Below are 19,777 nucleotides of genomic sequence, written 5' to 3'. Positions count from 1 at the left end.
GTGACAGGTGGTTAGTTCCCTATCAATCTAGAACGAATTGGGCTAGTGCGCAGCGTCATCCCAATTCTTGCCGATACCTGCGGATACTTCGAGCGGGACGGACAATTCAATGGCGGCGTTCATTTCCCGCTCCACGATTTCCTTCACCTGCTCGAGTTCGCCGGGTGCAACTTCGACGACGAGTTCATCGTGGACCTGCAGCAGCATGCGCGACTGAAGGCCGGACAGCGCCGAAGCGACGCGCAGCATGGCCACCTTGATGATGTCCGCAGCTGTGCCCTGGATTGGCGCGTTAAGCGCCGCACGCTCGGCGTTTTCGCGGGCGACGCGGTTGTCGGACAGCAGCTCGGGCAGGTAGCGACGACGACCGAACAGGGTTGCGGTGTAGCCGTCCTTGCGGGCCTGCTCAACTACCGATGAGAGGTAGCGGCGCACACCGCCGAAGCGCTCGAAGTAGGCATCCATGATCTTCTTGGCTTCGCCTGCGGAAATGTCGAGCTGACCGGCAAGGCCGAAGGCGGAGAGGCCGTAGACGAGGCCATAGGACATGGCCTTGACGCGGCGGCGCAGTTCCGGGGTGACCTCGGAGACGGGGACATCGAAGACGCGGGAGCCGACGTAGTTGTGCAGGTCCTCCCCTTCCCGGTAAGCCTCGATGAGGCCTGGGTCTTCGGACAGGTGCGCCATGACGCGCATTTCGATCTGCGAATAGTCGGCGGTCAGCAGGCACTCGTAGCCTCGGCCGACGGTGAAGGCGGCGCGGATGCGGCGACCTGCGGGGGTGCGGACCGGGATGTTCTGCAAGTTCGGCTCGGTCGAAGAAAGGCGACCCGTGGAAGCGACGGTCTGGTTGAACGTCGTGTGGATCCGCCCATCGGAACCAACAGACTTGATGAGGCCGTCGAGGGTGGTCTTCATCTTTTGGTATTCACGGTGCGCGAGCAGGTGATCCAGGAATGGGTGCGGGTGGTTGACAGCCAGCGTCTCGATTTCTTTCGCAGCCGTCGAATAGCCCGTCTTCGTCTTCTTGGTCTTCGGCATGCCGAGGGTTTCAAACAGCACGACCTGCAGCTGCTTCGGCGAGGACAGGTTTAGGGTTGGGTCGCCGGCGAGCTCGCGGGCGGCGGCCTCCTCATCGGCAACCATCTCGATGAAGGTGTCGCGCTGTTCTTCAAGTGCCTCGATGGATACTGCAATTCCGGCCGCCTCCATGCGTGCCAGCACGGAAACCAGCGGAAGTTCGAGCGATGCGTACAGCTCGTAGGACTCGATGGCATGGAGCTCCTTGGTCAGCGCCTCTGCCAACTCCCAGATCGCGGCTGCGTGGTCGGCGAGTTCGGTGTTGTCGGAAAGCAGGCTGAGCTGCTCCGATCCGGCTGCCAGCTGCTTCTTCAGGTGACGCTGGTACACATCAGCAAGCTCGTAGGTGCGCTGACCAGGGCGGACCAGGTAAGCGGCGATGGCGGTGTCATGCGTGATGCCATTTAGCTCATAGCCACGCTCATGGAAGAAGTGCCAGGCAGCCTTCGCGTCATGGAAGAACTTCGGCTCCTCGGATTTCAGCCACGCTGCTAAGGCGCGGTCGTCGTCCTCGTCGAGCTCCGCGAGGTCAACGAGGAGAGCGTGGCGATGCTCGTCGACAAGCGCGATGCGGTCAGCAACAGCGACGGCGAGCGGCCCTCGCGGCAACCATTCACTCACGCGCGCCTTATCGACGACCAGTTCCGCCACTTCTTGTGGCACTTCTATTACTTCTGCATTGACCACGCTCAGGATGCGTTCGCGCAAGTTCGTACCGAATTCGAGTTCGTCGAACTTCTCAGCGATCTCAGCGACGTTGACTGGTTTGAAATCCAGCTGGTCGGGGCTGACTGGAAGTTCGAGGTCGCGCACCATTTCCGTGAGGGTGCGGTTCATCTTGACTTGCTCGATGCGTTCGCGGAAGGCGTCGCCGGCCTTGCCCTTGATCTCATCGGCGTGCTCGACCAGGTTGTCGATGGTGTGGTACTGCTGGATCCACTTCGCGGCCGTCTTTTCGCCGACGCCCGGGACGTTCGGGAGGTTGTCAGAAGGGTCGCCACGCAGGGCAGCGAACTCCGGGTACTGGGCCGGGGTGAGCTTGTACTTCTCCTCCACCGCCTCTGGGGTGAAACGATGGAGCGTGGAGACGCCACGCATCGGGTACAGGACAGTGGTGGTGTCGTTGATCAGCTGGAACGAATCGCGATCGCCGGTGACGATGAAGGTCTCAAAACCGAGCGGTTTCGCGGCGGTGGCGAGCGTGGCGATGATGTCGTCAGCCTCGTAGTTTTCCTTACGGATCGTGGTGATGCCCAGCTTATTCAGCGCATCCTCGATCAGCTCGACCTGGCCACGGAACTCCTCCGGGGCCGCCTCGCGCTGCGCCTTGTACTCTGGGAACATCTCCGAACGGAATGTCTGGCGTCCAACGTCGAAAGCGACGGCGATGTGATCGGGCTTTTCCTCTGCTAGCAGCGTGGCGAGCATGGACAAAAAGCCATACACCGCGTTCGTGTGTTGCCCGCCTGACGTGGCGAAATTCTCCGCCGGAAGGGCGTAAAACGCACGAAACGCCATGGAATGACCATCGATCAACATCAACTTCATGGCACCCAAGTCTAGGCGATTTTATTTCCCTGCTTCGCATGGGCTAATATTTTGTGACGCGCCCCAGTATCCCAATTGGCAGAGGAAACGGATTCAAAACCCGTGCAGTGTGAGTTCGAGTCTCACCTGGGGCACAGATAGGCGCAAGATTCTCCAGACCACAGCTAGACCGGCACTACCACAGGTAGGGACGGTTTATCGTTTGCAAGCTCGGTGAGTTTTGTTGATCACTTAGGCGAAGACGGAGGGTCGTTTTAGGGAGATGTCCACCTCGGGACCAGGGTTTTAGGAACATGGAGACGGCTGCCGCTAATCTTTGCCTCGATTGCCTAAGTTTTGACCCGGCAACCCTCAAAACCCCATCACAATTGAGCGCCACCCCACCTGCCGGGAGTCTCGAAGTAGAGCCAACGATACATCCCGCAGCCCTGCTCATTCTTCAAAGATGAGTTATTTAGTGTTTACCCTTGAGTTGCAGCATAACCGACAAAGCCCCAACTCCCATGCCAAAATTTAACCCAATAGTTAGCAATTCAGCCCAGAACATATTCGCCATAGTTAACCCCATTATCCAATATTTAACCACCCTTAAGGCACACAACCCCACTCCCGTAAGTCTCCTTTGACATTTTGTCATTCCTGAGATACACTTTACCCTATGGATATACCTCTAAATTCAATAATCCATGGCGATTGCATTTCAGTAATGCAGAAAATGCCAGACAATTCAGTGGACCTAGTAATCGCAGACCCGCCTTACAATCTTTCCAAAGGCACCGCCTGGAAATGGGACAATTCCGCACACCTTCCCGGAATGGGAGGAAACTGGAATAAGGTAATGGAAGATTGGGACAATTTGGACATTGTGGAATATTTCAAATTTACAAGTTTATGGCTAGCTGAAGTAAAAAGAATCACGAAACCAACAGGTTCTATTTGGACATTTGGCTCATACCACAATATAGGATTAGTCAATTTCATTTGCCAAATCCTTGATATCGAAATCATCAATGAAGTAGTTTGGTACAAGCGGAATGCATTTCCCAATCTGTCTGGCCGGCGTCTTACCGCAAGCCACGAGACTATACTTTGGTCTCACCCACATAAGGGAGGAGACCGCAAATACTACTTCAATTACGAAGAATCCAAATTTGGCGATTATTCTTACGACCGCCTCAAGACACCTGAGAAGCAAATGAGGACTGTTTGGGACATTCCCAACAATAAAGAACGGCGCGAAATAGAATTTGGCAAGCACCCCACCCAAAAACCACTTCGCCTACTGAAAAGAATGATCCAACTCACTTCCAAACAGGGAGATTTAATACTCACCCCTTTCGCCGGATCAGGAAGTGAGTGCTTGGCGGCTATGGAACTGGGACGCAACTATATCGGAATTGAGATTGAATCCAAGTTTGTGGATCTCGCGAAACTTCGCCTAAAGACACCTCAAACTGAGTTAGATCTATCACGGTTGGCGGTCTTCGATGCGTAGACAGGTCTCAGGCAAGAAAATTCGGGTCGCGATGGCTGAAATCGGTATCCGATCGATTACCGAGCTAAGCAACCGCTCTGGGGTATCTCGGCCAAAGCTATATAAGCTGCTAAATGGAGAGTCTCCCTACCAGACAAGCCTATTGCATATTGCCGAAACGCTAAAAATTGATCCAGAAGATCTCACCGATGGGGAGACTTGCAATGAGCACGATTAGACCAGCCATTAAGTGGAGCGGAAGCAAACGGAGCCAAGCTCACTTCATCGCGAAATGCGCCCCTTCATTCAAGACTTATTTCGAGCCATTTGTGGGTGGGGCCTCAGTTGCATACGCAATATCTCCCGAATATGGGGTGGCCGGTGACCTTTCAAAGCCGCTGATCGAGCTCTGGAACTTGATTCTGAGTTCTCCGGAAGCTGCAGCAGACTACTACGAAGAGCATTGGACTGTGCTGCAAACCAACAAACCTGACCACTTCTATGTTGTGAGAGACTATTTCAACCGAACTGGTGATCCTCGTGCATTGCTCTTCCTGTCGAGAACTTGCGTAAATGGGCTCATTCGTTTTAACAGCGCGGGCGAGTTCAATAACTCGTTCCATTTGTCGCGCCCCGGTATTAATCCTAATACGCTTCGACATATTTTAGTTGATTGGAGTTTACGACTTGCAAAAATGTCGTTTTTGCACGGCGACTATCGAGAAACAACTGAATCCGCAACAACAGGCGACTTCATTTATCTAGACCCGCCCTATATGAACACTGTCGGCCGGTATTTCAAGCAGCCCACGATTGATTATTCTGAATTCTTCTCCTACTTAGATTCGCTCAATAGCAAAGGCATCCATTGGGCTCTTTCGTTTGACGGAAGTCGAGGGGAAAAAGAATACGACCACAGCCTTCCGTCTGAGCTTTACAAGACAAAACTCTTGTTAAAGTCAGGACACTCGACTTTCCGGAGAGTAATCGACAAAGAAGTGGAGCCCGTTTACGAATCCCTTTTTCTCAACTATGATGTCGATCCAGGCATATTCACTGAAACTTTACGCTGATACCTTCAATTTTGTCTGTAGACTCAAATAGAAGTTTTAGCGCTTCGAATTGCTCCGCCTTCGCTGAGCGGTTTCTCACTTCAACGAGCCATTCGTCTTGTTGATAGGATAAGGCGAAGAAAACATCACACTGAGTCTTCGTTCCAAGCAAGTGTAAATCGTCAGTATTCGATGCAATATAGGCAGCTCCGGAAACAATCGACTCTGAGTTAATTGCAGCTAGGTCCTTGGCGATAGCCCAGTCTCCTGAACCAAGACGAGAAGCACTCGGCAGATACTGCACCAGATGTACGATGTACCTCACGAGACTGTTACCAACGTTGGGCTCGAGGTCTTTGGAGCGATCCTTGGATTCGACCGAAAGAATGAATGGGGCTCCATCCTCTGGGAATAGCTGAACAACATGGTCTGGACGTTTCCCTTGGACCTGGGCACTGACACGCGGCAATGACAGCCAACGACTTTCAAGGTCATCCACTCGGAGAGATAGACCAGACCAGTCCCCGCCAGGAGGGTTACATAACCCCTCAAATCTCGAAATTTCTGGCAAGTTCGAAAAAGCAACATGGAGAACCGCATCCACATCGTCCTCGTGAATAGACTGAGCGTCAATACTTACCGCGGGAAAAGAAACTCTATCGTCCGAGCCCTTCGAAAGGTACATATTCTTGAGTTCTCGGGATCCCACAATACCTTGCAAATATCGGTTAGGGTTCCCAACTTCAGGAGAATCGATGATAATAGCGTTACTAAGGCTCAGGAAGACTTTCCAAAAACCACTTTCAGCAGCTACCGATTTAGGATTGTTTCTTAGATCAAAAAACCGCTTCTCTGTAATCGGGCCGTAAATGTACGTAAGAATATTGAAATTCTCGCCAAGCAACATAGCAATTAAAGGAAGCACCCCTCGATCCGGTCGAGCGTCATCACCCCGCGGCTTAAATCCCTTTACCAGACAGATAACCAAATCTGAAGTCGTGTCTATCGATTCTGAAAGAACATCTCTTCGGGCGATTCCTTCTCTCTCCAGTTTCTTTAGAAAAGACTCGACTTGATCTTCAGGGACCAACGCAAATGGGAGGTTTGTGGCCCCAAGGCCGACCGCAAAATTCGAGCAAATCTCGATCATTTTCTTTGTCTTTTTCGAAAGACTTTTCTGGGCGACCTTTTTCGCCCAAGGTAGTTTCTGAAGAATTGCTTGTTCAACGATTGACACATGATTTTCGCTAATAAATTCCCAATCTTCTACGCTAAATCCCGATCCTTTCCGAGTCTTCTTCGCAAAGAAGTTCACTGCCTTTATGTTCTTCTCCTTCAAGCGATTCTCTTGGTCCTCAGTTTCATGGCCAGTGACGAGGTTCGCAAGATACTCCCCTAACTCCACATGGCCAAAGATTGATTCATCAAAATCTCTAAGCGAAGGGTCGTCTGGATTGAATTCTTCAGCTCGTACAAAAACTTGCGCTACAAAGACATCGGAGTCTTTGGCTGCTTGTGTGTATGAGAATGGGACGAGCGGATTTGGCATGCGCAGAGCTTTGCGATTCCGCATTGAATCGAGTTCATATTTTACGAAGTCGACTATGTAGAGGTAAGGACATCCGGCCCGCATGATGGAAAAGGCTCGCCCCGATCTTTGCCACGCTTGGTTTCCGGCTTGAAGAGCCGAGCAAAACTCCAGTCCGCAGAGTATTTCTTCAGTGTCTTCACTCTCATCAAGAATTGTGATTAGAGCGTCCGGCGTTTCATCAAGAATGCTGCCTTCCTGGCGTAGTTGGTCGAATACATCAACATTCCAGCGAGCACGTTTGGACTTATTGAATCCGGGAAAAAGCTGAAATCTGACCTCCTCGATGAAGTCATTAATCATAATATTTGTTTTAATCTCAATCACCGAGTTGGAGGCGTACGATACCTTTCGAGCCGATGGATCCTCAAAATCGCTCATAAAGGTCAAGACCCGTTCACATTCAACGACATTGTCACCGTGTATGCGTATTGTTCTCACCGGACACTCCCTGTAGGTTTTACTTAAAAGGAATTAGCTAGGAGACCCTCGCCCTGGTACGCCTAGATTCCAAAATTATTCAATAATATCAAAAGGTAGTAAGTTTCATCGGCGGTTCATAGGGCCGGACCAACCCACAATTTTCTTGCGACCTCTTCGAACTGCTACAAAGCTTGCACTTTCAATTTTAGTGCCATTATGCCTCTAGTTTCGAACGGCGAGACTTTCCCACATTACTTTGCATGCGAGTTTTTGCCACTTATAATCTCGGCCACATCTATTGGGGGATAGCCTTCACTACCCAATTTATAAATGATACCTAGGCGGAAAGTCTGGGCTTAGCGGACACCGCATTGCGAATCCATCGGCCCGAATTGCTGAAAACATGGCAAAGTGGGGATGTCCCACCCTCATGAAAAATCAAACATTGTTTTCATAACCCTTGGCTCGATGAAAAAAGGAGCACCTGGTCAGGAAGGGTTCGAACTTTTTGATTCAAAGGCTCTTCTTAGCGATCTCGTAGCCCTCCGCAGATAAATCCTGAACGAATTGAATAAAAAGAAATCGCCAAGGTGGAAAGGTAATTTTGGCTGGAATCAACTGAAGGCCAAAAGGAACATCACTTGAGACAAGTATCCCCAAAGCGCCTACACCAAAAGGCACTCTGACGATACTTCGATACTGAATGTTTTGCTCTGCCATGGCCCAGAGATAAATTTCAGACATATTCCGTTACCACGTTTTCCTAACACAGGAATGGACGCGGCCACTTCAAACATGTGAAAGACTTCCAAAATGTCCTGCTTGAACGTCATACAAGGCAGATTCTGAAGCCAAGAACCGAAAGAATGCACAAAGCTGCAGTCCTAATACTTGTCCCTTGGGCACGCGAAATCTTCCCCGTGGCTTGGATCTTTATCCAATGAGATGCCCCAAGGGGCGACGTCGTGCAGCATGCCTTCAAGATCGTCGCCAGCAAGAGTGTGACGCAACTTTTCGGGCGGGTGTCTCAGTTCAAATTTAGCATGAAATCATGCAGTGTCTTCAATAAAGTGTCGGTCCGATTCTAGGTATCGTTGGACAAGATCAGACATGAGTTTATCGATGAACATGGGGTTGACACCCATGTGGGACCCGACTCGCACTGGTTCACCCCGGCGTCGAAGAACGCCCCGCCCAATCATCGTTTATGCCCCGCAGCAGTAGGCCGCGCAGGGAAAGAATGAGTAGAACGCTTAGTTCTTCCCGCGTGGTGAGCAATCGTTTTGTGCCCCTGCCGGATCATTTGCTTCATACACTTCCCGCAGGGTATGGCCCTTGACGGTGAAGCCGACGAAGATGTCTTCCATGTCTTGTAGAGTCAGGGTAAAGTTCTCAATAGTATTCGAGTTGTGCATCGATTCTGCTATTTCGGAGCGTGTAGTCTCATTTGCACCACCAAAACTCTGAAATTCCAGGTGAAGGACAGCTATCTTCCGCCGAGTGCCCTCGTTGCGCATGACACCACCGTAGAAACTTTCCGTGCAAATTCACCAAAGCGGTGGTTGCCAAAGAGTTGTGACCCGTTGATGGGTCTTAAGAGACATCGGCCAGTTGGTGCAGATGTCTGGGTTCTAGTGTAGTGGCGGGTTGTTTGCCGATGTTGATTCCTACTGTGTGTGGTGGTGGGCATAGTCCGTATTTCGATGGTCGACGTTCTGGGTGCTTGGCGTAGTAGGGTGCGTATTTGCTCACTCTGGTATCAAGGATTTCTTCCCAGGATCCATCAAAGACTTGCTGGGGTGTGAACCCATTGAGGCCTCGGTGGCGGTCCTTGAAGTTGTATTCGTTGATGATGTTTCCGATTGTGGCGACAGCGTCGTCCATCGTCGGGTACACCTCGCGCGCCCACCGGTGATGCTTGATCGTGCGGTGCGAGGCCTCTTCAAATGCATTGTCGTTAGACACATTCGGCCTGATTAACGACAATGACACGCCTCGGTAGGCCAGGAGGTCCTTCATGGTGTTGCTGGTCATGACCTTGCCATTGTCGGTATGAACAACCTGGACTTTCTTGCCTGACTTGCCAAGATCATCAATAGCTTTTGCGATCAGGGCATTGGCGAGTTGTTGTTTTTGAACATGCTGGATGGTCCATGCCACGATTTTTCGGGAATATAGATCCAACACCGTGTACAGGTGCAGCCCTTTACCGAAATAGCTTTGTGGCAACCACGTAATATCCCAACACAACACCTGCCCAGGGCCAGTGGCACTGACCTGCGGGATAGGCCGGGGACTACAGGATCTAACGCCTCGTGCACATGGCCTCATGGTTTGCTGCTTCGCGATCCGATAAAACGTACGCAAAGATGCCAACAACTCATCCGGCCCATCAAGATGGTCATAGAAGACCCGGTGCACCGACTTCCCTCGACAATCCCTTCTTCAATGAGCTCGCCGATGGCAGCGGTGTCTTGCTGATCGATCTTCCGCCGATCTGCTGATCGCGTCTGCTGCGACATGCACCTGCGTGGGTGGTGGCGATAACGCCATGTTGTTTTCGCGCACCCAGCAAGCTGCAACGCGCGCCGTTGCGACAGGCCTACGTCAATGAGCTCGTTGATCAACGACGTATCACAAGCAAGGAAATCACTGTGTGCCGCCATGTCACCAGGGGCAAGGCGTCGGCCACCTCGCATTAGTCCTCGGAAAGGCTTTGCAAGGTGGCGATAGCTTTTCCCAAAGCTTCAGCAGCCTCCTGGTTAGCATGGGCTCGCCGGCGTAGCGCCTCGTTCTGCTTTTTCAACTCAGCGTTTTCTTTCAACAGACGCTTGATGTCATTGGCTTCATCGGTGCTCATAACTACAGTCTGACGCGGCCTGAGCCCGGTGTCGATGTCACCAGCGATCATCTGATCCCGCCACTTGTAGATTGTGTTGGGACTAATACCCAAATCGCGGATGTACTGCCCCCGCTGACTATGCTTCAGCGAGTAATACATTGCCACATGAAACCGCTTCTCCTCAGACGAAAACACCCGAGGCGGCTGAGCTGCAACAGTCGGCCCGAAAGGACTCAAAATTGCAATCCTCTCAGTAGTGAGTGGGGCACAACTTCACTGGCAAACGGGGAGGCTACCAATTTTCACGTAAACATGCTACAAGCAAAATACAGTTTGCCCAGCGGAAGAAATCTGCATATATTACTAGGGTATGCAAATTATTCAGTAGGCTGCGTCAACCAGACGATGGAACCGCTGAATAGGCACCCACAAGGACAATCTATGAACGTATTCAGGCGTCGCCTGGCCGGGCTCCTCTCCACGGTAGCCCTGGCGACAACTCTGACCGCCTGCGTCACCAACACCGAATCCGGTAATCCGGAAGGCTGGGAAGAGATCAAACCGGCTGCGGTTCCGGAAATCGAAGCGATGGTCCCTGACCACATCAAACAGCGTGGCACCATTTCCATCGGCACCAACCCGCCGTTCGCTCCAATGGAGTTTAAAGATTCTGACGGCACAATCATCGGCATCGACGTAGACCTTGCCCGCGCAGCAGCCGCTGTCATGGGACTCGAACTCGTCGTGCAGGAGCAGGACTTCAACCTGATTTTGCCGTCGATTAGCGGTGGCACCCTCGACTTCGGCGCGTCCGGTTTTACCGACAACGAGGAACGACGCAAGAATTACGACTTCGTCAATTATCTCAGCGCGGGCATCCAGTGGGCACAGCAGCCTGGCGCCAACATTGACCCAAACAATGCCTGTGGCTTGACTGTCGCGGTGCAAAAGGGCACGGTGTCCGAAACCGACGACGTCGCGATTCGATCTGAAGAATGCGTCAGCCAAGGCAAGCCACCTATCAAGATGCTGTCCTACGAACTAGCAGATCAGGCCTTCACCGCCGTCGTACTCGGCCGTGCCGACGCTGCTTCCGCTGACTCCCCTGTGACCGCTTATGCTGTCACCCGCGCTGACGGCAAACTGGAAAAGACCGGCGAGATCTTTGACGCAGCTGACTACGGCTGGCCGGTTCCAAAGGGCTCCGACCTGGGCCCTGCACTGCAAGCAGCCCTGCAGCACCTCATCAAGACCGGCGACTACGCCAAGACTCTGAAGCCTTGGGGCGTGACCGAAGGCCTCAAGACGCAAGCGACCCTCAACGGCGAATAGAAAGACTTCATTCAATGACCACTCCAGAAATGATTCAGGCGAAGCCGCTTCGCCACCCTGGCCGTTGGGTCGCTGCCGCCATCCTGGCAGCACTTGCGGCCTGGTTCGTCATCAGCGCTGCAGGCAATGACGCCTACGGCTGGGACACCTACCGCCAGTACTTGTTCGATACCCGCATCGCCACCGCAGCATTGCACACCCTTGCCATCACAGTCTTGTCGATGCTCATGGGCGTTGCCCTCGGCGCCTTGCTCGCAGTCTTGCGCATGTCCCCTAACCCAGTCATGCGTGGCGTGTCCTGGCTGTACCTGTGGATTTTCCGTGGCACCCCGGTTTACGTCCAGCTCGTGTTCTGGGGTCTGATCGGCGCGATTTACTCGAGCGTGAACCTTGGTTTCACTGAAATCTCCCTCGAAAACGCATTCAAGAATGCATTCCTTCTCGCCGTCCTCGGCCTCGGATTGAACGAAGCCGCCTACATGGCTGAAATCGTCCGCGCCGGCATCCAGGCCGTTCCGGAAGGCCAGATCGAAGCGTCGAAGGCGCTCGGCATGAGCTGGTGGCAGACCATGCGCCGCACCGTCCTGCCTCAGGCGATGCGCATCATCGTCCCACCAACCGGCAACGAATTCATTTCCTTGCTCAAGACCACTTCGCTGGTCGTCGCCATCCCTTACTCCGGCGAACTTTACGGCCGCGCCATGGACATCTCCAACGCGCTCTTCGAGCCAGTGCCAATGCTGCTCGTCGCCGCCACCTGGTATCTTGCCGTCACTTCCCTGCTGATGGTGATCCAGTCCTACGTCGAGAAGTACTACGACCGCGGCGCCCGTCGCCAACTCACCGCCCGCCAGCTGGCAGCGCTTGCCGACGCCGAAGGCAAGCTTCCTGGCAATGTCGAAATCACCGAGGAGCGCTAAGAACATGACTGATCTGATGATCGACGCCCAGAACATCTACAAGAACTTCGGGCAACTCAGCGTCCTCAAGGGCATTAACCTCCAGGTTCCCCGTGGCTCCGTCACCTGCCTGATCGGCCCATCCGGCTCGGGCAAGTCCACCATCCTTCGCTGCGTCAACCACCTGGAAAAGGTCTCCGGTGGGCGCCTCTACGTTGACGGCGAGCTCATCGGCTACCGCGAGAAGGACGGCGTACTTTACGAAATTTCCGAAAAAGACGCCTCCAAGCAGCGCCAGGGCATCGGCATGGTGTTCCAGCAGTTCAACTTGTTCCCGCACCGCACCGTGATCGAGAACATCATCGAGGCCCCAATCCTGGTCAAGGGCATGCCCGAGGCCGAAGCTCGCGCACTGGCCATGGATCTACTCAAGAAGGTCGGCCTGGAGCACAAGGCAGACGCCTATCCTGTCCAGCTCTCCGGCGGTCAGCAGCAGCGCGTCGCCATCGCACGCGCCGTAGCCATGAAGCCAAAGCTCATGCTTTTCGACGAGCCAACGTCCGCCTTAGACCCAGAGCTCGTCGGCGAAGTTTTGCGCGTCATGCGTGAACTGGCAGCTGACGGCATGACGATGCTGGTCGTCACCCACGAAATGGGCTTCGCCCGCGAAGTAGCCGACCAAATTGTCTTCATGGACGGTGGCGTCGTTGTGGAATCCGGCACCCCTTCGGAAGTGTTGGACAACCCGAAGCACGACCGCACAAAGGCGTTCTTGTCTTCCCTGCTTTAGTATGCTGTCTAATCTCCATATCCATCTGGGGGTTTTCATTATGAATTTGCCCATGCGGATATGGAGATTTTGTGTTTCTTGCGATCCTGAGCAACTCCACCTACAGTAGTGAACATGTTCACTGAACACGTTCACCCAACTCTTCGAGCACACCAACGCCAGCAAACAGAGTCAAAGATTCTCGAAGTTTCACGCGAATTGTTTGATAGCAACGGTTTTTCCGAAACCAGTATCAGAGACATCGCCAAGCAAGCGGGCGTCAGCGTTGGAACCGTCATGAAATGCGGCTCGAAACAATCTCTTCTGATCAGAGTTGTCGAGGACTGGATCAGCGAAATTCACAATGAAATCACCGGATTGAGCCTCACCTCGAGTATTGAATCCTTTCTCGAATTTTTCACCGACCACGACGAGCTCTCCCGTGCATACTGCGCAGCACTCATCAACGAAAGCTCGGATACACTCAGTCGACTGAAGCCATTATTTCTCGACATGGCGGAACGAGAAGGCATGGCTTCCGGCGACGTTCTTTACGACGCCTACCTGGGCATCCTCATCGGCTGGGCAGCGGGGCTGTATTCCACAACGGAAGCCAAGAGCCGAATATCAATCGCAGTGAGGACATTGGAGGCGCGATGAACCCTGTATACATTCCGCTTGCGATCGCACTTCTCGCCGATGCAGCAATGTCAGTAAAACCGATGCGTTTTATTGCCGACTGCCTCAATGGAGTTCGATTCCCCCGGCAATGGTGGTGGGCACTGATTTACATCAAGATCTTGGCAGTAACAGGACTGATAGTTGGCCTATGGGACAATACAATAGGTATTTCAGCTACTACCGGGATTGTGGCCTATTTTCTCGCTGCATCTATCGCCCACTTCAAGGCCAAGTTACTCAATCAAAGCTTCTGGATCAACTGTCTCGGAATGCTGATCTTTTCCGGAGTCACGCTAACACTGGCGCTCAACTTCAGTTAAAAGTCGAATCTCCGTATCCATTTGGGTTTTCCTCTTTAAAGCTCCGATGTGGATATGGAGAATTTGCGTTTCTACAATGCGATAGCGCCGCGAATCAGCGCAGACAGACCGCCACCGGCTGCCAGCAACAGCGCCAACTTGTGCGCCTTATCGCGAGAAATAACCTTGGACAATTGGGTGCCGAGGTAAATACCGATGAACATGCCGAGCAATCCCACCGGCCATATCCATGGTGAAGTTCCGGAAATATCCCCGGCTCCCATGATGGACTTCACCAGGAATGACATGCCGCCGGAGATCACGAACAATGGCTGCAAGGTGGCTGCGAAGGTGCGGTGCTCCCAGCGAGCGGCTTGCGCGTACACCGTGATTACGGGACCGGCGACGGCTGCGAGGGTATTGGTAAAGCCGCCGATTGCGCCAGTGACCAGCATCGGAACGCGGCCACATGGCTCCGGCATGCGCCCTTTGAGTGCAGACACCATAAACAACGCAGCGAGGATCAACGCGCCGAAGATAATCAGCAACAAGGCGTTGGAGACTTGCTTGATCAGCAGCGCTCCAGCGATTGCGCCCAGCACCATCGGCGAACCGATGTAGAGGCAGCGTTTCCAGTCGATATGTTCGCGAACGGTGTACGCGGTCATTGCGGCATTGACCATCGCGAGCACGTTCACCACCATCACGCCGTGGACCGGCCCCATCGCAATTGCGAGGATTGGAGCAGCGATGAGTCCCAGACCCATTCCGGCGACACGTTGTAAGCCGGAACCGAGGGCGACGATGAACAGGATGAGGAGAAGTAGTTCCACGGGTTGTTACATTACCCGCGCAGCTTCTCCTTGATCGCGGTGGTCACTTGATCCGGCAGCAGCCCCTCCAAGGAGCCGCCGTATTTGGCTACTTCTTTGCACAGCGTGGATGAGATGTATCCGAGCTCTGGGTCGGTCATCAGGAAGTTCGTTTCCACCCCGGACAGGCGCTTGTTCATTTGCGCCATCGGCAACTCGTATTCGTAGTCGAGGGAGGAGCGCAAGCCCTTAACCAGTATGGGGATGTCGTGGGCGGTGGTGTAATCGACGAGCAGCCCCGACCAGGAATCCACGCTGACGTTTGGCAGATGGGCCACGACCTCGCGGATCAATTCCACACGCTCGGAAGCTTCAAACAGGCCTGACTTGTTTGGGTTGAACGTCACCAACACTACGACCTCGTCATACAACGACGCGCTGCGCTCAATGATGTTCAGGTGCCCCAGCGTGATGGGGTCGAAGGATCCTGGGCAAGCTACTCGCATACGAGCTCCTTGTGGAAAACGGCCATGTCCATGCGGGCAATACCGTACGTGCGCTTCTTCAGCTTTTGGGTGGTGGGCACGAACCATTCTGGCCACGCCGTTTCAGGCGATTCTACGTGCCTTTCCACGACTACCGCTGCGCCGTCGGCAAGCGCTGGCGTGAGGGCGTGCAGCATCTCGACGACGGACTCGTCGGCAAGCTCGTACGGTGGGTCGATGAGTACCATGTCGAAGTGTTCGCGGGGCGCGCCGGCCAGGTAGGTGGAGGCCTTGGCCTCGACGATGGTGACGCGCGGGTGCTTCACTACCGCGGCGTTGTGACGCATGATTTCGCAGGCTTCGCGGGAGGAATCCACGAGCACGACGGTTTCGGCGCCACGGGAAGCTGCCTCGAGGCCGAGCGCACCGGAGCCGGCGAAGAGGTCAAGGACGTGGGCGTCGTCGAAGCCGAAGCGCACTTGCAGGGAGGAAAACAGTCCCTCACGTGCACGATCAGAAGTTGGACGGGTGCCCTCTGGTGGGACTTTGATCTTGCGGCCGCGGGCCTCTCCGGAAATAATTCTGGTCACTTCTCCCCCAATTCCAGCAGCTCATCGCCACCAATGACGTCTGCGAAGTCCTCGAATGCCAGCTCGCCCACCACGCCCGGCCCCGGCGCGACGACGGGTGCTTCGAGCTTGACGGTTTCGACGAGTGCCAAGGTGTCTCCTGTGGCTACGGTGTCTCCTGCTTTGACAACGTAGCGGACGATCCCTGCGAAGGGCGCACAGATTTTCATGTGTCTAGCTTAACTCTTCTCCAAATAGTCTTGGCCTTCGATTCCCTTTACGAGTTCTTCGGCGAGGGCGCGGTTGCGGGCGACGAGCGCGGCGGCATCGGCGTTGGCTTGGGTGATGATGTGGCTGTCTCCAATGAGGCTGAGGAGTTTGACGCTGCGCCGGGTGCCGGATTGGGCGGTGCCGAGCACGTCGCCTTCTTGCCTGGTGTGCAGGTCAAGTTCGGCTAGTTCAAATCCGTCGGTGGTGGATGCGACTGCTTCGAGGCGCTGGTAGGACGGGGTGCCCATCTCCATGGAGGTGTGAAGTAGACACAGTGATTTGTGGGAGCCTCGGCCGACGCGTCCGCGGAGCTGGTGCAGCTGGGACACCCCAAAGTTATGGGCTTCGCGTATGTACATGACGGTGGCATTGGGGACGTTGATGCCGACTTCGATGACGGTGGTTGCGACAAGCACATTGATCCCACCGGCGGCGAAGTCTGCCATGATGGCGTCTTTTTCCTCGCCGCTCATGCGCCCATGAAGCTTGCCGACGGCCAGTTCCGGGAATACGTGGCGGCTGAGCATCTCGAAGGTTTCCTCGACTCCGCCTTCGCCCTCAATCTTTGGGCACACAACGAAGGCTTGGCGCCCTTGCGCAACTTCTTCCCTGATGCGTTCCCAGGCGCGTGCCACCCAGTCCGGCTTGAACTCGGGTACCACAGTGGTTTGGATTTCCTGACGCCCGCGTGGCAGTTCTTTGAGCGTCGAGATGGCAAGGTCGGCGAAGAACGTCATCGCCACGGTGCGCGGGATCGGCGTTGCCGTCATGACGAGCAGGTGCGGCGTGATGCCCGGTTTGGATTTTCCGCGCAGCTGATCTCGTTGTTCCACGCCAAAGCGGTGTTGCTCGTCTACTACGACGAGTCCGAGGTCGAAGAACTCCACGGTTTCCTGGATGATGGCGTGGGTTCCGATGATGATGTCGGCTTGGCCGGAAACGATGTCCAGGAGGGCTCGTTTCTTTGTCGCGGTGTTCATCGATCCGGTCAATGCCACTACGGAAGTAGGCAGGCCTGCTGCAGCGAGTTGCTCGGGGATGCTGCGCGCGTGTTGGACGGCTAGTACTTCTGTTGGGGCGAGCAGGGCGCATTGCCTGCCGACGTCGATGGCTTGCAGCATGGCGATCAGCGCCACGATTGTCTTGCCGGAGCCTACCTCTCCTTGGAGGAGGCGCTGCATCGGGGTATCGCCTGAGATGTCCTTGGAGATCTCTGCAATGACAGTCTGCTGTCCGTCTGTCAGCGGGAACGGCAGCGCGGACAGGAAGTCATTGCGTAAGCCGTCGCTAAGCTGCGGGCAGGCGGGTGCGTTGTGCGCGGCGGTGTCGGCGTGACGCAGCGCCATGACCAGGGCGATTCCCATCGCCTCGTTGTATTTGATGCGGTCTATCGCGGCCTCGGGACCGGTGCTGTCTGGGAAGTGGATGGCGCGCAGGGCAGTGTCGAAATCGGGCAGGAAACCTGGGAAGCTGTCGAGGGGTTCAGCTATGGGTGGGGTGTGCTCCAGGATGTGCTTGATGGCGCCGAGGAGTCCCCAGGCGGTGTACCCCTTGCGTGCGGGGTAAATCGGTATGTAGTCGAGCTCAGCGAGTAACTCTTCCAGCTCTTCGGCGCTGGCGTAGGCAGATAGGTCGCGCAGGTGCCCAACGGCGCGTTTCGGCTTCTCCCCGGGCTGTGGCATGACGATGAACGCCGGTTGCGACAGCTCGGCGCGACCCCGGAAGTACTTGACTTTGCCGGAGAGCATCACGTTTGCCCCGGTAGTGAGCTGCTTTTCCGCGGCCCAGGAATTGAAGAATGTTGCCTCGACGCTGCCCTGGCCATAGTCCACGGACACCTTGGTGAGCTTCTTGCCTGTCCGTGTGATCACGGTTCCACCACGAATCACGGTACCGATCAGGGTGACCTGGTCCCCCTCCACAGCATTCTCGATGGACACCGCGCTGCCGTGATGCGAATAGGCGCGCGGGAAATGAGTCAGCAGCTCACCGACGGTGCGATAGCCGAATGCCTTGGTGATCTTCCCCGCTTCCTTCTTCGGCAATACCTCACCAAGCGGGCGGCTATCCTCCCATCCCAGCAACGCTATTCAACACCAATCTCAGCTAACTTATCGATCCCCTCCGCTGGGTACACCATGATCTCCACCTCGGAGTGCGACCCCAGCGAAGAACGCAGCTTGTCGACGTCCAACTGGCCCGCCGCCTCATCCGTGAGCAGCAGCGTCACCAGTTCCCCGCCACCCTGCAGCAACCGGAGCACGGTGCGTTCGACAGCGTCTTGAATGCTTTCGGCCACCATGACGAGTTCTGCGCCAGATGAGACAAGCACGTCTCCCTTAGAACACGGTCCCGCCTGGGTGAGCATGGAACGCTCGGCGCGCGCCAACGCTGCGGTGCGCATGGAGCCGGCTGCCTCCGCCATGGCATAGGTGTCAGCAGACAGCGGCTGCCCCGGATCATGCACCGCCAGTGCCGCGATGCCGGAGACCAGGCGCGCAGTAGGAAGAATATTCATGGCTGCGTCGATGGCATGGCTGGCCAGCTCGGCATTAACGAGCTCGCCGTATTCCAAGATGCCATTCGGCAGCAGGATGACTTCGTCCACCTGGGCGCGTCGTACGGTCGCGACGATATCGGAGACAATGTCGTGGTCGGAACGGGAAATGACTGTCGCGCCAGCCTCTTCGTACAGCTGCGCAATTGGGCCGGCAGGCGCGATGGCCAGAATGAGTCGTCGCGGAGCCGGAGGCAGTTCTACCGACGGAAGCACTTCGATGCGCAGGTTGGATACCGTGCCCGCAGCAAACAGCGCCTCGATTACTTCCCCAGCGCGCTTGCTGTGGATGTGCACCTGCCCGCTGGTCTCGCTGTCACGCGCGATGAGCAGGCTAGAACCGAGCTCATCCAAGGTTGCCGTCAGCAGCTCCAGGTCAGAGCCCGCCACATAGGCCATGACTTCGAGTTCGGCCGGGAGGCCGTGGGAGGACGGACTGTGGACCGTGCCTACTTCAGTGGTGGCGGCACCGAACACTTCGTCCGCGAGGGCGTCGAGAAGCAGGACGAAGCCCTGGCCGCCGGCGTCGACAACGCCCGCGTCGCGAAGCACTTCCAGCTGGGATGGAGTCTTTTGCAGCGCCACATGAGCTGCATTAACCGCCACTTCAACGACACTCCCGAGGTCACCTTCTTCGCTGGCGTTGACCGCAGCTACCGTGGCGCGCAGAACGGTGACAACGGTGCCATCGACAGGGTCGACGATGGCGCGTAGCACCATATCCAACGCCACATTCAGGGACTCTCGAAGTGCAACACCATTGAGTTCGCCACCGGCTGCCGTGGTAGCAATGCCCCGAAGTACCTGGCTGAGCACGACGCCAGAATTACCCCTTGCTCCTCGGACGGCGCCTGCTGACAGGGCTGCTGCCACGGTCGCTGCGGACTGTTGTTCAAGATCTTCAAGTTTGTGTGCCTCTGCCAGGGCCGATTCCATCGTGTGAGTCATGTTGGACCCGGTATCGGAATCAGGAACTGGAAAGACGTTGAGAGCATTGATCTCTTCGCAGTGCTGGGTTAGCAACGACACAGCGCGGCTTGCCCATGCGATCAAGCCCCGCCCATCGAGTGTCGTTTTGGCAGACATAGCACTGTAGT

General features: G+C 55.1%; 20 protein-coding genes and 1 tRNA gene. 9 read left to right on the top strand and 12 right to left on the bottom strand.

What is annotated here, in order from left to right; translation table 11 throughout:
- Positions 1-42: 42 nt before the first annotated feature.
- Positions 43-2,619 (bottom strand): DNA polymerase I, encoded by a 2,577-nt coding sequence (polA, locus tag WG939_RS10960; RefSeq protein WP_339985790.1) that lies wholly within the window; start codon positions 2,617-2,619, stop codon positions 43-45.
- A 69-nt stretch (positions 2,620-2,688) separates the two neighbouring features.
- Here polA and WG939_RS10955 point away from each other — a divergent pair.
- The 4 genes from WG939_RS10955 to WG939_RS10945 all read left to right on the top strand — a co-directional run bounded on the left by WG939_RS10955 (position 2,689) and on the right by WG939_RS10945 (position 5,175).
- Positions 2,689-2,762 (top strand) — tRNA-Leu (locus WG939_RS10955).
- A gap of 524 nt (positions 2,763-3,286) precedes the next feature.
- Entirely contained in the window at positions 3,287-4,123 is an 837-nt protein-coding gene (locus WG939_RS10950) for a DNA-methyltransferase (protein WP_339985687.1), read from the top strand.
- Positions 4,116-4,340 carry a helix-turn-helix domain-containing protein gene (locus tag WG939_RS12060; protein WP_445227904.1) on the top strand — a complete coding sequence of 75 codons (225 nt, stop codon included), beginning with the start codon at positions 4,116-4,118 and terminating at the stop codon, positions 4,338-4,340. The genes WG939_RS10950 and WG939_RS12060 overlap by 8 nt, the downstream gene beginning before the upstream one ends.
- Positions 4,327-5,175: a DNA adenine methylase gene (locus WG939_RS10945; RefSeq protein WP_339985685.1), complete on the top strand. Its 849-nt coding sequence runs from the start codon at positions 4,327-4,329 to the stop codon at positions 5,173-5,175. The genes WG939_RS12060 and WG939_RS10945 overlap by 14 nt, the downstream gene beginning before the upstream one ends.
- Here WG939_RS10945 and WG939_RS10940 read toward each other — a convergent pair.
- The 5 genes from WG939_RS10940 to WG939_RS10920 all read right to left on the bottom strand — a co-directional run bounded on the left by WG939_RS10940 (position 5,156) and on the right by WG939_RS10920 (position 10,172).
- Entirely contained in the window at positions 5,156-7,123 is a 1,968-nt protein-coding gene (locus WG939_RS10940; protein ID WP_339985683.1) for a hypothetical protein, read from the bottom strand. The genes WG939_RS10945 and WG939_RS10940 overlap by 20 nt on opposite strands.
- 555 nt (positions 7,124-7,678) lie before the next feature.
- On the bottom strand, positions 7,679-7,909 hold the full coding sequence (locus WG939_RS10935) for a hypothetical protein (RefSeq protein ID WP_339985681.1): 231 nt from the start codon (positions 7,907-7,909) through the stop codon (positions 7,679-7,681).
- Between the two features lie 509 nt (positions 7,910-8,418).
- Positions 8,419-8,682 (bottom strand): hypothetical protein, encoded by a 264-nt coding sequence (locus WG939_RS10930; RefSeq protein WP_339985679.1) that lies wholly within the window; start codon positions 8,680-8,682, stop codon positions 8,419-8,421.
- Between the two features lie 76 nt (positions 8,683-8,758).
- Positions 8,759-9,496 carry a DDE-type integrase/transposase/recombinase gene (locus tag WG939_RS10925; protein WP_339985788.1) on the bottom strand — a complete coding sequence of 246 codons (738 nt, stop codon included), beginning with the start codon at positions 9,494-9,496 and terminating at the stop codon, positions 8,759-8,761.
- 367 nt (positions 9,497-9,863) lie between these two features.
- Entirely contained in the window at positions 9,864-10,172 is a 309-nt protein-coding gene (locus WG939_RS10920; RefSeq protein WP_339985677.1) for a hypothetical protein, read from the bottom strand.
- 276 nt (positions 10,173-10,448) lie between these two features.
- On the opposite strand from WG939_RS10920, the gene WG939_RS10915 reads away from it, so the two are divergent.
- The 5 genes from WG939_RS10915 to WG939_RS10895 all read left to right on the top strand — a co-directional run bounded on the left by WG939_RS10915 (position 10,449) and on the right by WG939_RS10895 (position 14,008).
- Positions 10,449-11,339: an ABC transporter substrate-binding protein gene (locus WG939_RS10915; RefSeq protein WP_339985674.1), complete on the top strand. Its 891-nt coding sequence runs from the start codon at positions 10,449-10,451 to the stop codon at positions 11,337-11,339.
- 14 nt (positions 11,340-11,353) lie between these two features.
- Positions 11,354-12,259 carry an amino acid ABC transporter permease gene (locus WG939_RS10910; RefSeq protein ID WP_339985672.1) on the top strand — a complete coding sequence of 302 codons (906 nt, stop codon included), beginning with the start codon at positions 11,354-11,356 and terminating at the stop codon, positions 12,257-12,259.
- A gap of 4 nt (positions 12,260-12,263) precedes the next feature.
- The gene (locus WG939_RS10905) at positions 12,264-13,028 is read left to right on the top strand and encodes an amino acid ABC transporter ATP-binding protein (RefSeq protein ID WP_339985670.1); all 765 of its coding nucleotides are present in this window, start codon (positions 12,264-12,266) and stop codon (positions 13,026-13,028) included.
- Between the two features lie 114 nt (positions 13,029-13,142).
- Positions 13,143-13,667 carry a TetR/AcrR family transcriptional regulator gene (locus WG939_RS10900; RefSeq protein WP_339985668.1) on the top strand — a complete coding sequence of 175 codons (525 nt, stop codon included), beginning with the start codon at positions 13,143-13,145 and terminating at the stop codon, positions 13,665-13,667.
- Complete coding sequence (locus tag WG939_RS10895; protein WP_339985666.1) at positions 13,664-14,008, top strand: DoxX family protein; 345 nt, start codon at positions 13,664-13,666, stop codon at positions 14,006-14,008. The genes WG939_RS10900 and WG939_RS10895 overlap by 4 nt, the downstream gene beginning before the upstream one ends.
- 71 nt (positions 14,009-14,079) lie before the next feature.
- On the opposite strand, the gene WG939_RS10890 is transcribed toward WG939_RS10895, so the two are convergent.
- Genes WG939_RS10890 through WG939_RS10865 form a run of 6 tightly spaced genes read right to left on the bottom strand, consistent with a single transcriptional unit; the run spans position 14,080 to position 19,766 of the window.
- Positions 14,080-14,820 carry a sulfite exporter TauE/SafE family protein gene (locus tag WG939_RS10890; protein ID WP_339985664.1) on the bottom strand — a complete coding sequence of 247 codons (741 nt, stop codon included), beginning with the start codon at positions 14,818-14,820 and terminating at the stop codon, positions 14,080-14,082.
- 11 nt (positions 14,821-14,831) lie between these two features.
- Positions 14,832-15,305, bottom strand: a complete 474-nt coding sequence (coaD, locus tag WG939_RS10885; protein ID WP_339985662.1) for a pantetheine-phosphate adenylyltransferase — start codon at positions 15,303-15,305, stop codon at positions 14,832-14,834.
- Entirely contained in the window at positions 15,296-15,874 is a 579-nt protein-coding gene (gene rsmD, locus WG939_RS10880; RefSeq protein WP_339985659.1) for a 16S rRNA (guanine(966)-N(2))-methyltransferase RsmD, read from the bottom strand. The genes coaD and rsmD overlap by 10 nt, the downstream gene beginning before the upstream one ends.
- On the bottom strand, positions 15,871-16,083 hold the full coding sequence (locus WG939_RS10875; protein WP_339985657.1) for a biotin/lipoyl-containing protein: 213 nt from the start codon (positions 16,081-16,083) through the stop codon (positions 15,871-15,873). The genes rsmD and WG939_RS10875 overlap by 4 nt, the downstream gene beginning before the upstream one ends.
- A 9-nt stretch (positions 16,084-16,092) precedes the next feature.
- Positions 16,093-18,207, bottom strand: coding sequence for an ATP-dependent DNA helicase RecG (locus tag WG939_RS10870; RefSeq protein ID WP_339985655.1), 2,115 nt, complete (start codon positions 18,205-18,207; stop codon positions 16,093-16,095).
- Between the two features lie 2 nt (positions 18,208-18,209).
- On the bottom strand, positions 18,210-19,766 hold the full coding sequence (locus WG939_RS10865) for a DAK2 domain-containing protein (RefSeq protein ID WP_339985653.1): 1,557 nt from the start codon (positions 19,764-19,766) through the stop codon (positions 18,210-18,212).
- Positions 19,767-19,777: the final 11 nt, after the last annotated feature.

The sequence above is a fragment of the Corynebacterium sp. H130 genome, from assembly GCF_037572395.1.
GTDB lineage: Bacteria > Actinomycetota > Actinomycetes > Mycobacteriales > Mycobacteriaceae > Corynebacterium.
The sequence above is the reverse complement of the archived record's forward strand: the minus strand, read 5'-3'. Positions and strand labels throughout refer to the sequence as shown.

Bases quoted from the DNA above. Each gene is read 5' to 3' on its own strand.
- polA (WP_339985790.1), bottom strand. From the start codon at position 2,619: ATGTTGATCGATGGTCATTCCATGGCGTTTCGTGCGTTTTACGCCCTT.
- WG939_RS10950 (WP_339985687.1), top strand. From the start codon at position 3,287: ATGGATATACCTCTAAATTCAATAATCCATGGCGATTGCATTTCAGTA.
- WG939_RS12060 (WP_445227904.1), top strand. From the start codon at position 4,116: ATGCGTAGACAGGTCTCAGGCAAGAAAATTCGGGTCGCGATGGCTGAA.
- WG939_RS10945 (WP_339985685.1), top strand. From the start codon at position 4,327: ATGAGCACGATTAGACCAGCCATTAAGTGGAGCGGAAGCAAACGGAGC.
- WG939_RS10940 (WP_339985683.1), bottom strand. From the start codon at position 7,123: ATGAGCGATTTTGAGGATCCATCGGCTCGAAAGGTATCGTACGCCTCC.
- WG939_RS10935 (WP_339985681.1), bottom strand. From the start codon at position 7,909: ATGTCTGAAATTTATCTCTGGGCCATGGCAGAGCAAAACATTCAGTAT.
- WG939_RS10930 (WP_339985679.1), bottom strand. From the start codon at position 8,682: ATGCGCAACGAGGGCACTCGGCGGAAGATAGCTGTCCTTCACCTGGAA.
- WG939_RS10925 (WP_339985788.1), bottom strand. From the start codon at position 9,496: ATGAGGCCATGTGCACGAGGCGTTAGATCCTGTAGTCCCCGGCCTATC.
- WG939_RS10915 (WP_339985674.1), top strand. From the start codon at position 10,449: ATGAACGTATTCAGGCGTCGCCTGGCCGGGCTCCTCTCCACGGTAGCC.
- WG939_RS10910 (WP_339985672.1), top strand. From the start codon at position 11,354: ATGACCACTCCAGAAATGATTCAGGCGAAGCCGCTTCGCCACCCTGGC.
- WG939_RS10905 (WP_339985670.1), top strand. From the start codon at position 12,264: ATGACTGATCTGATGATCGACGCCCAGAACATCTACAAGAACTTCGGG.
- WG939_RS10900 (WP_339985668.1), top strand. From the start codon at position 13,143: ATGTTCACTGAACACGTTCACCCAACTCTTCGAGCACACCAACGCCAG.
- WG939_RS10895 (WP_339985666.1), top strand. From the start codon at position 13,664: ATGAACCCTGTATACATTCCGCTTGCGATCGCACTTCTCGCCGATGCA.
- coaD (WP_339985662.1), bottom strand. From the start codon at position 15,305: ATGCGAGTAGCTTGCCCAGGATCCTTCGACCCCATCACGCTGGGGCAC.
- WG939_RS10875 (WP_339985657.1), bottom strand. From the start codon at position 16,083: ATGAAAATCTGTGCGCCCTTCGCAGGGATCGTCCGCTACGTTGTCAAA.
- WG939_RS10865 (WP_339985653.1), bottom strand. From the start codon at position 19,766: ATGTCTGCCAAAACGACACTCGATGGGCGGGGCTTGATCGCATGGGCA.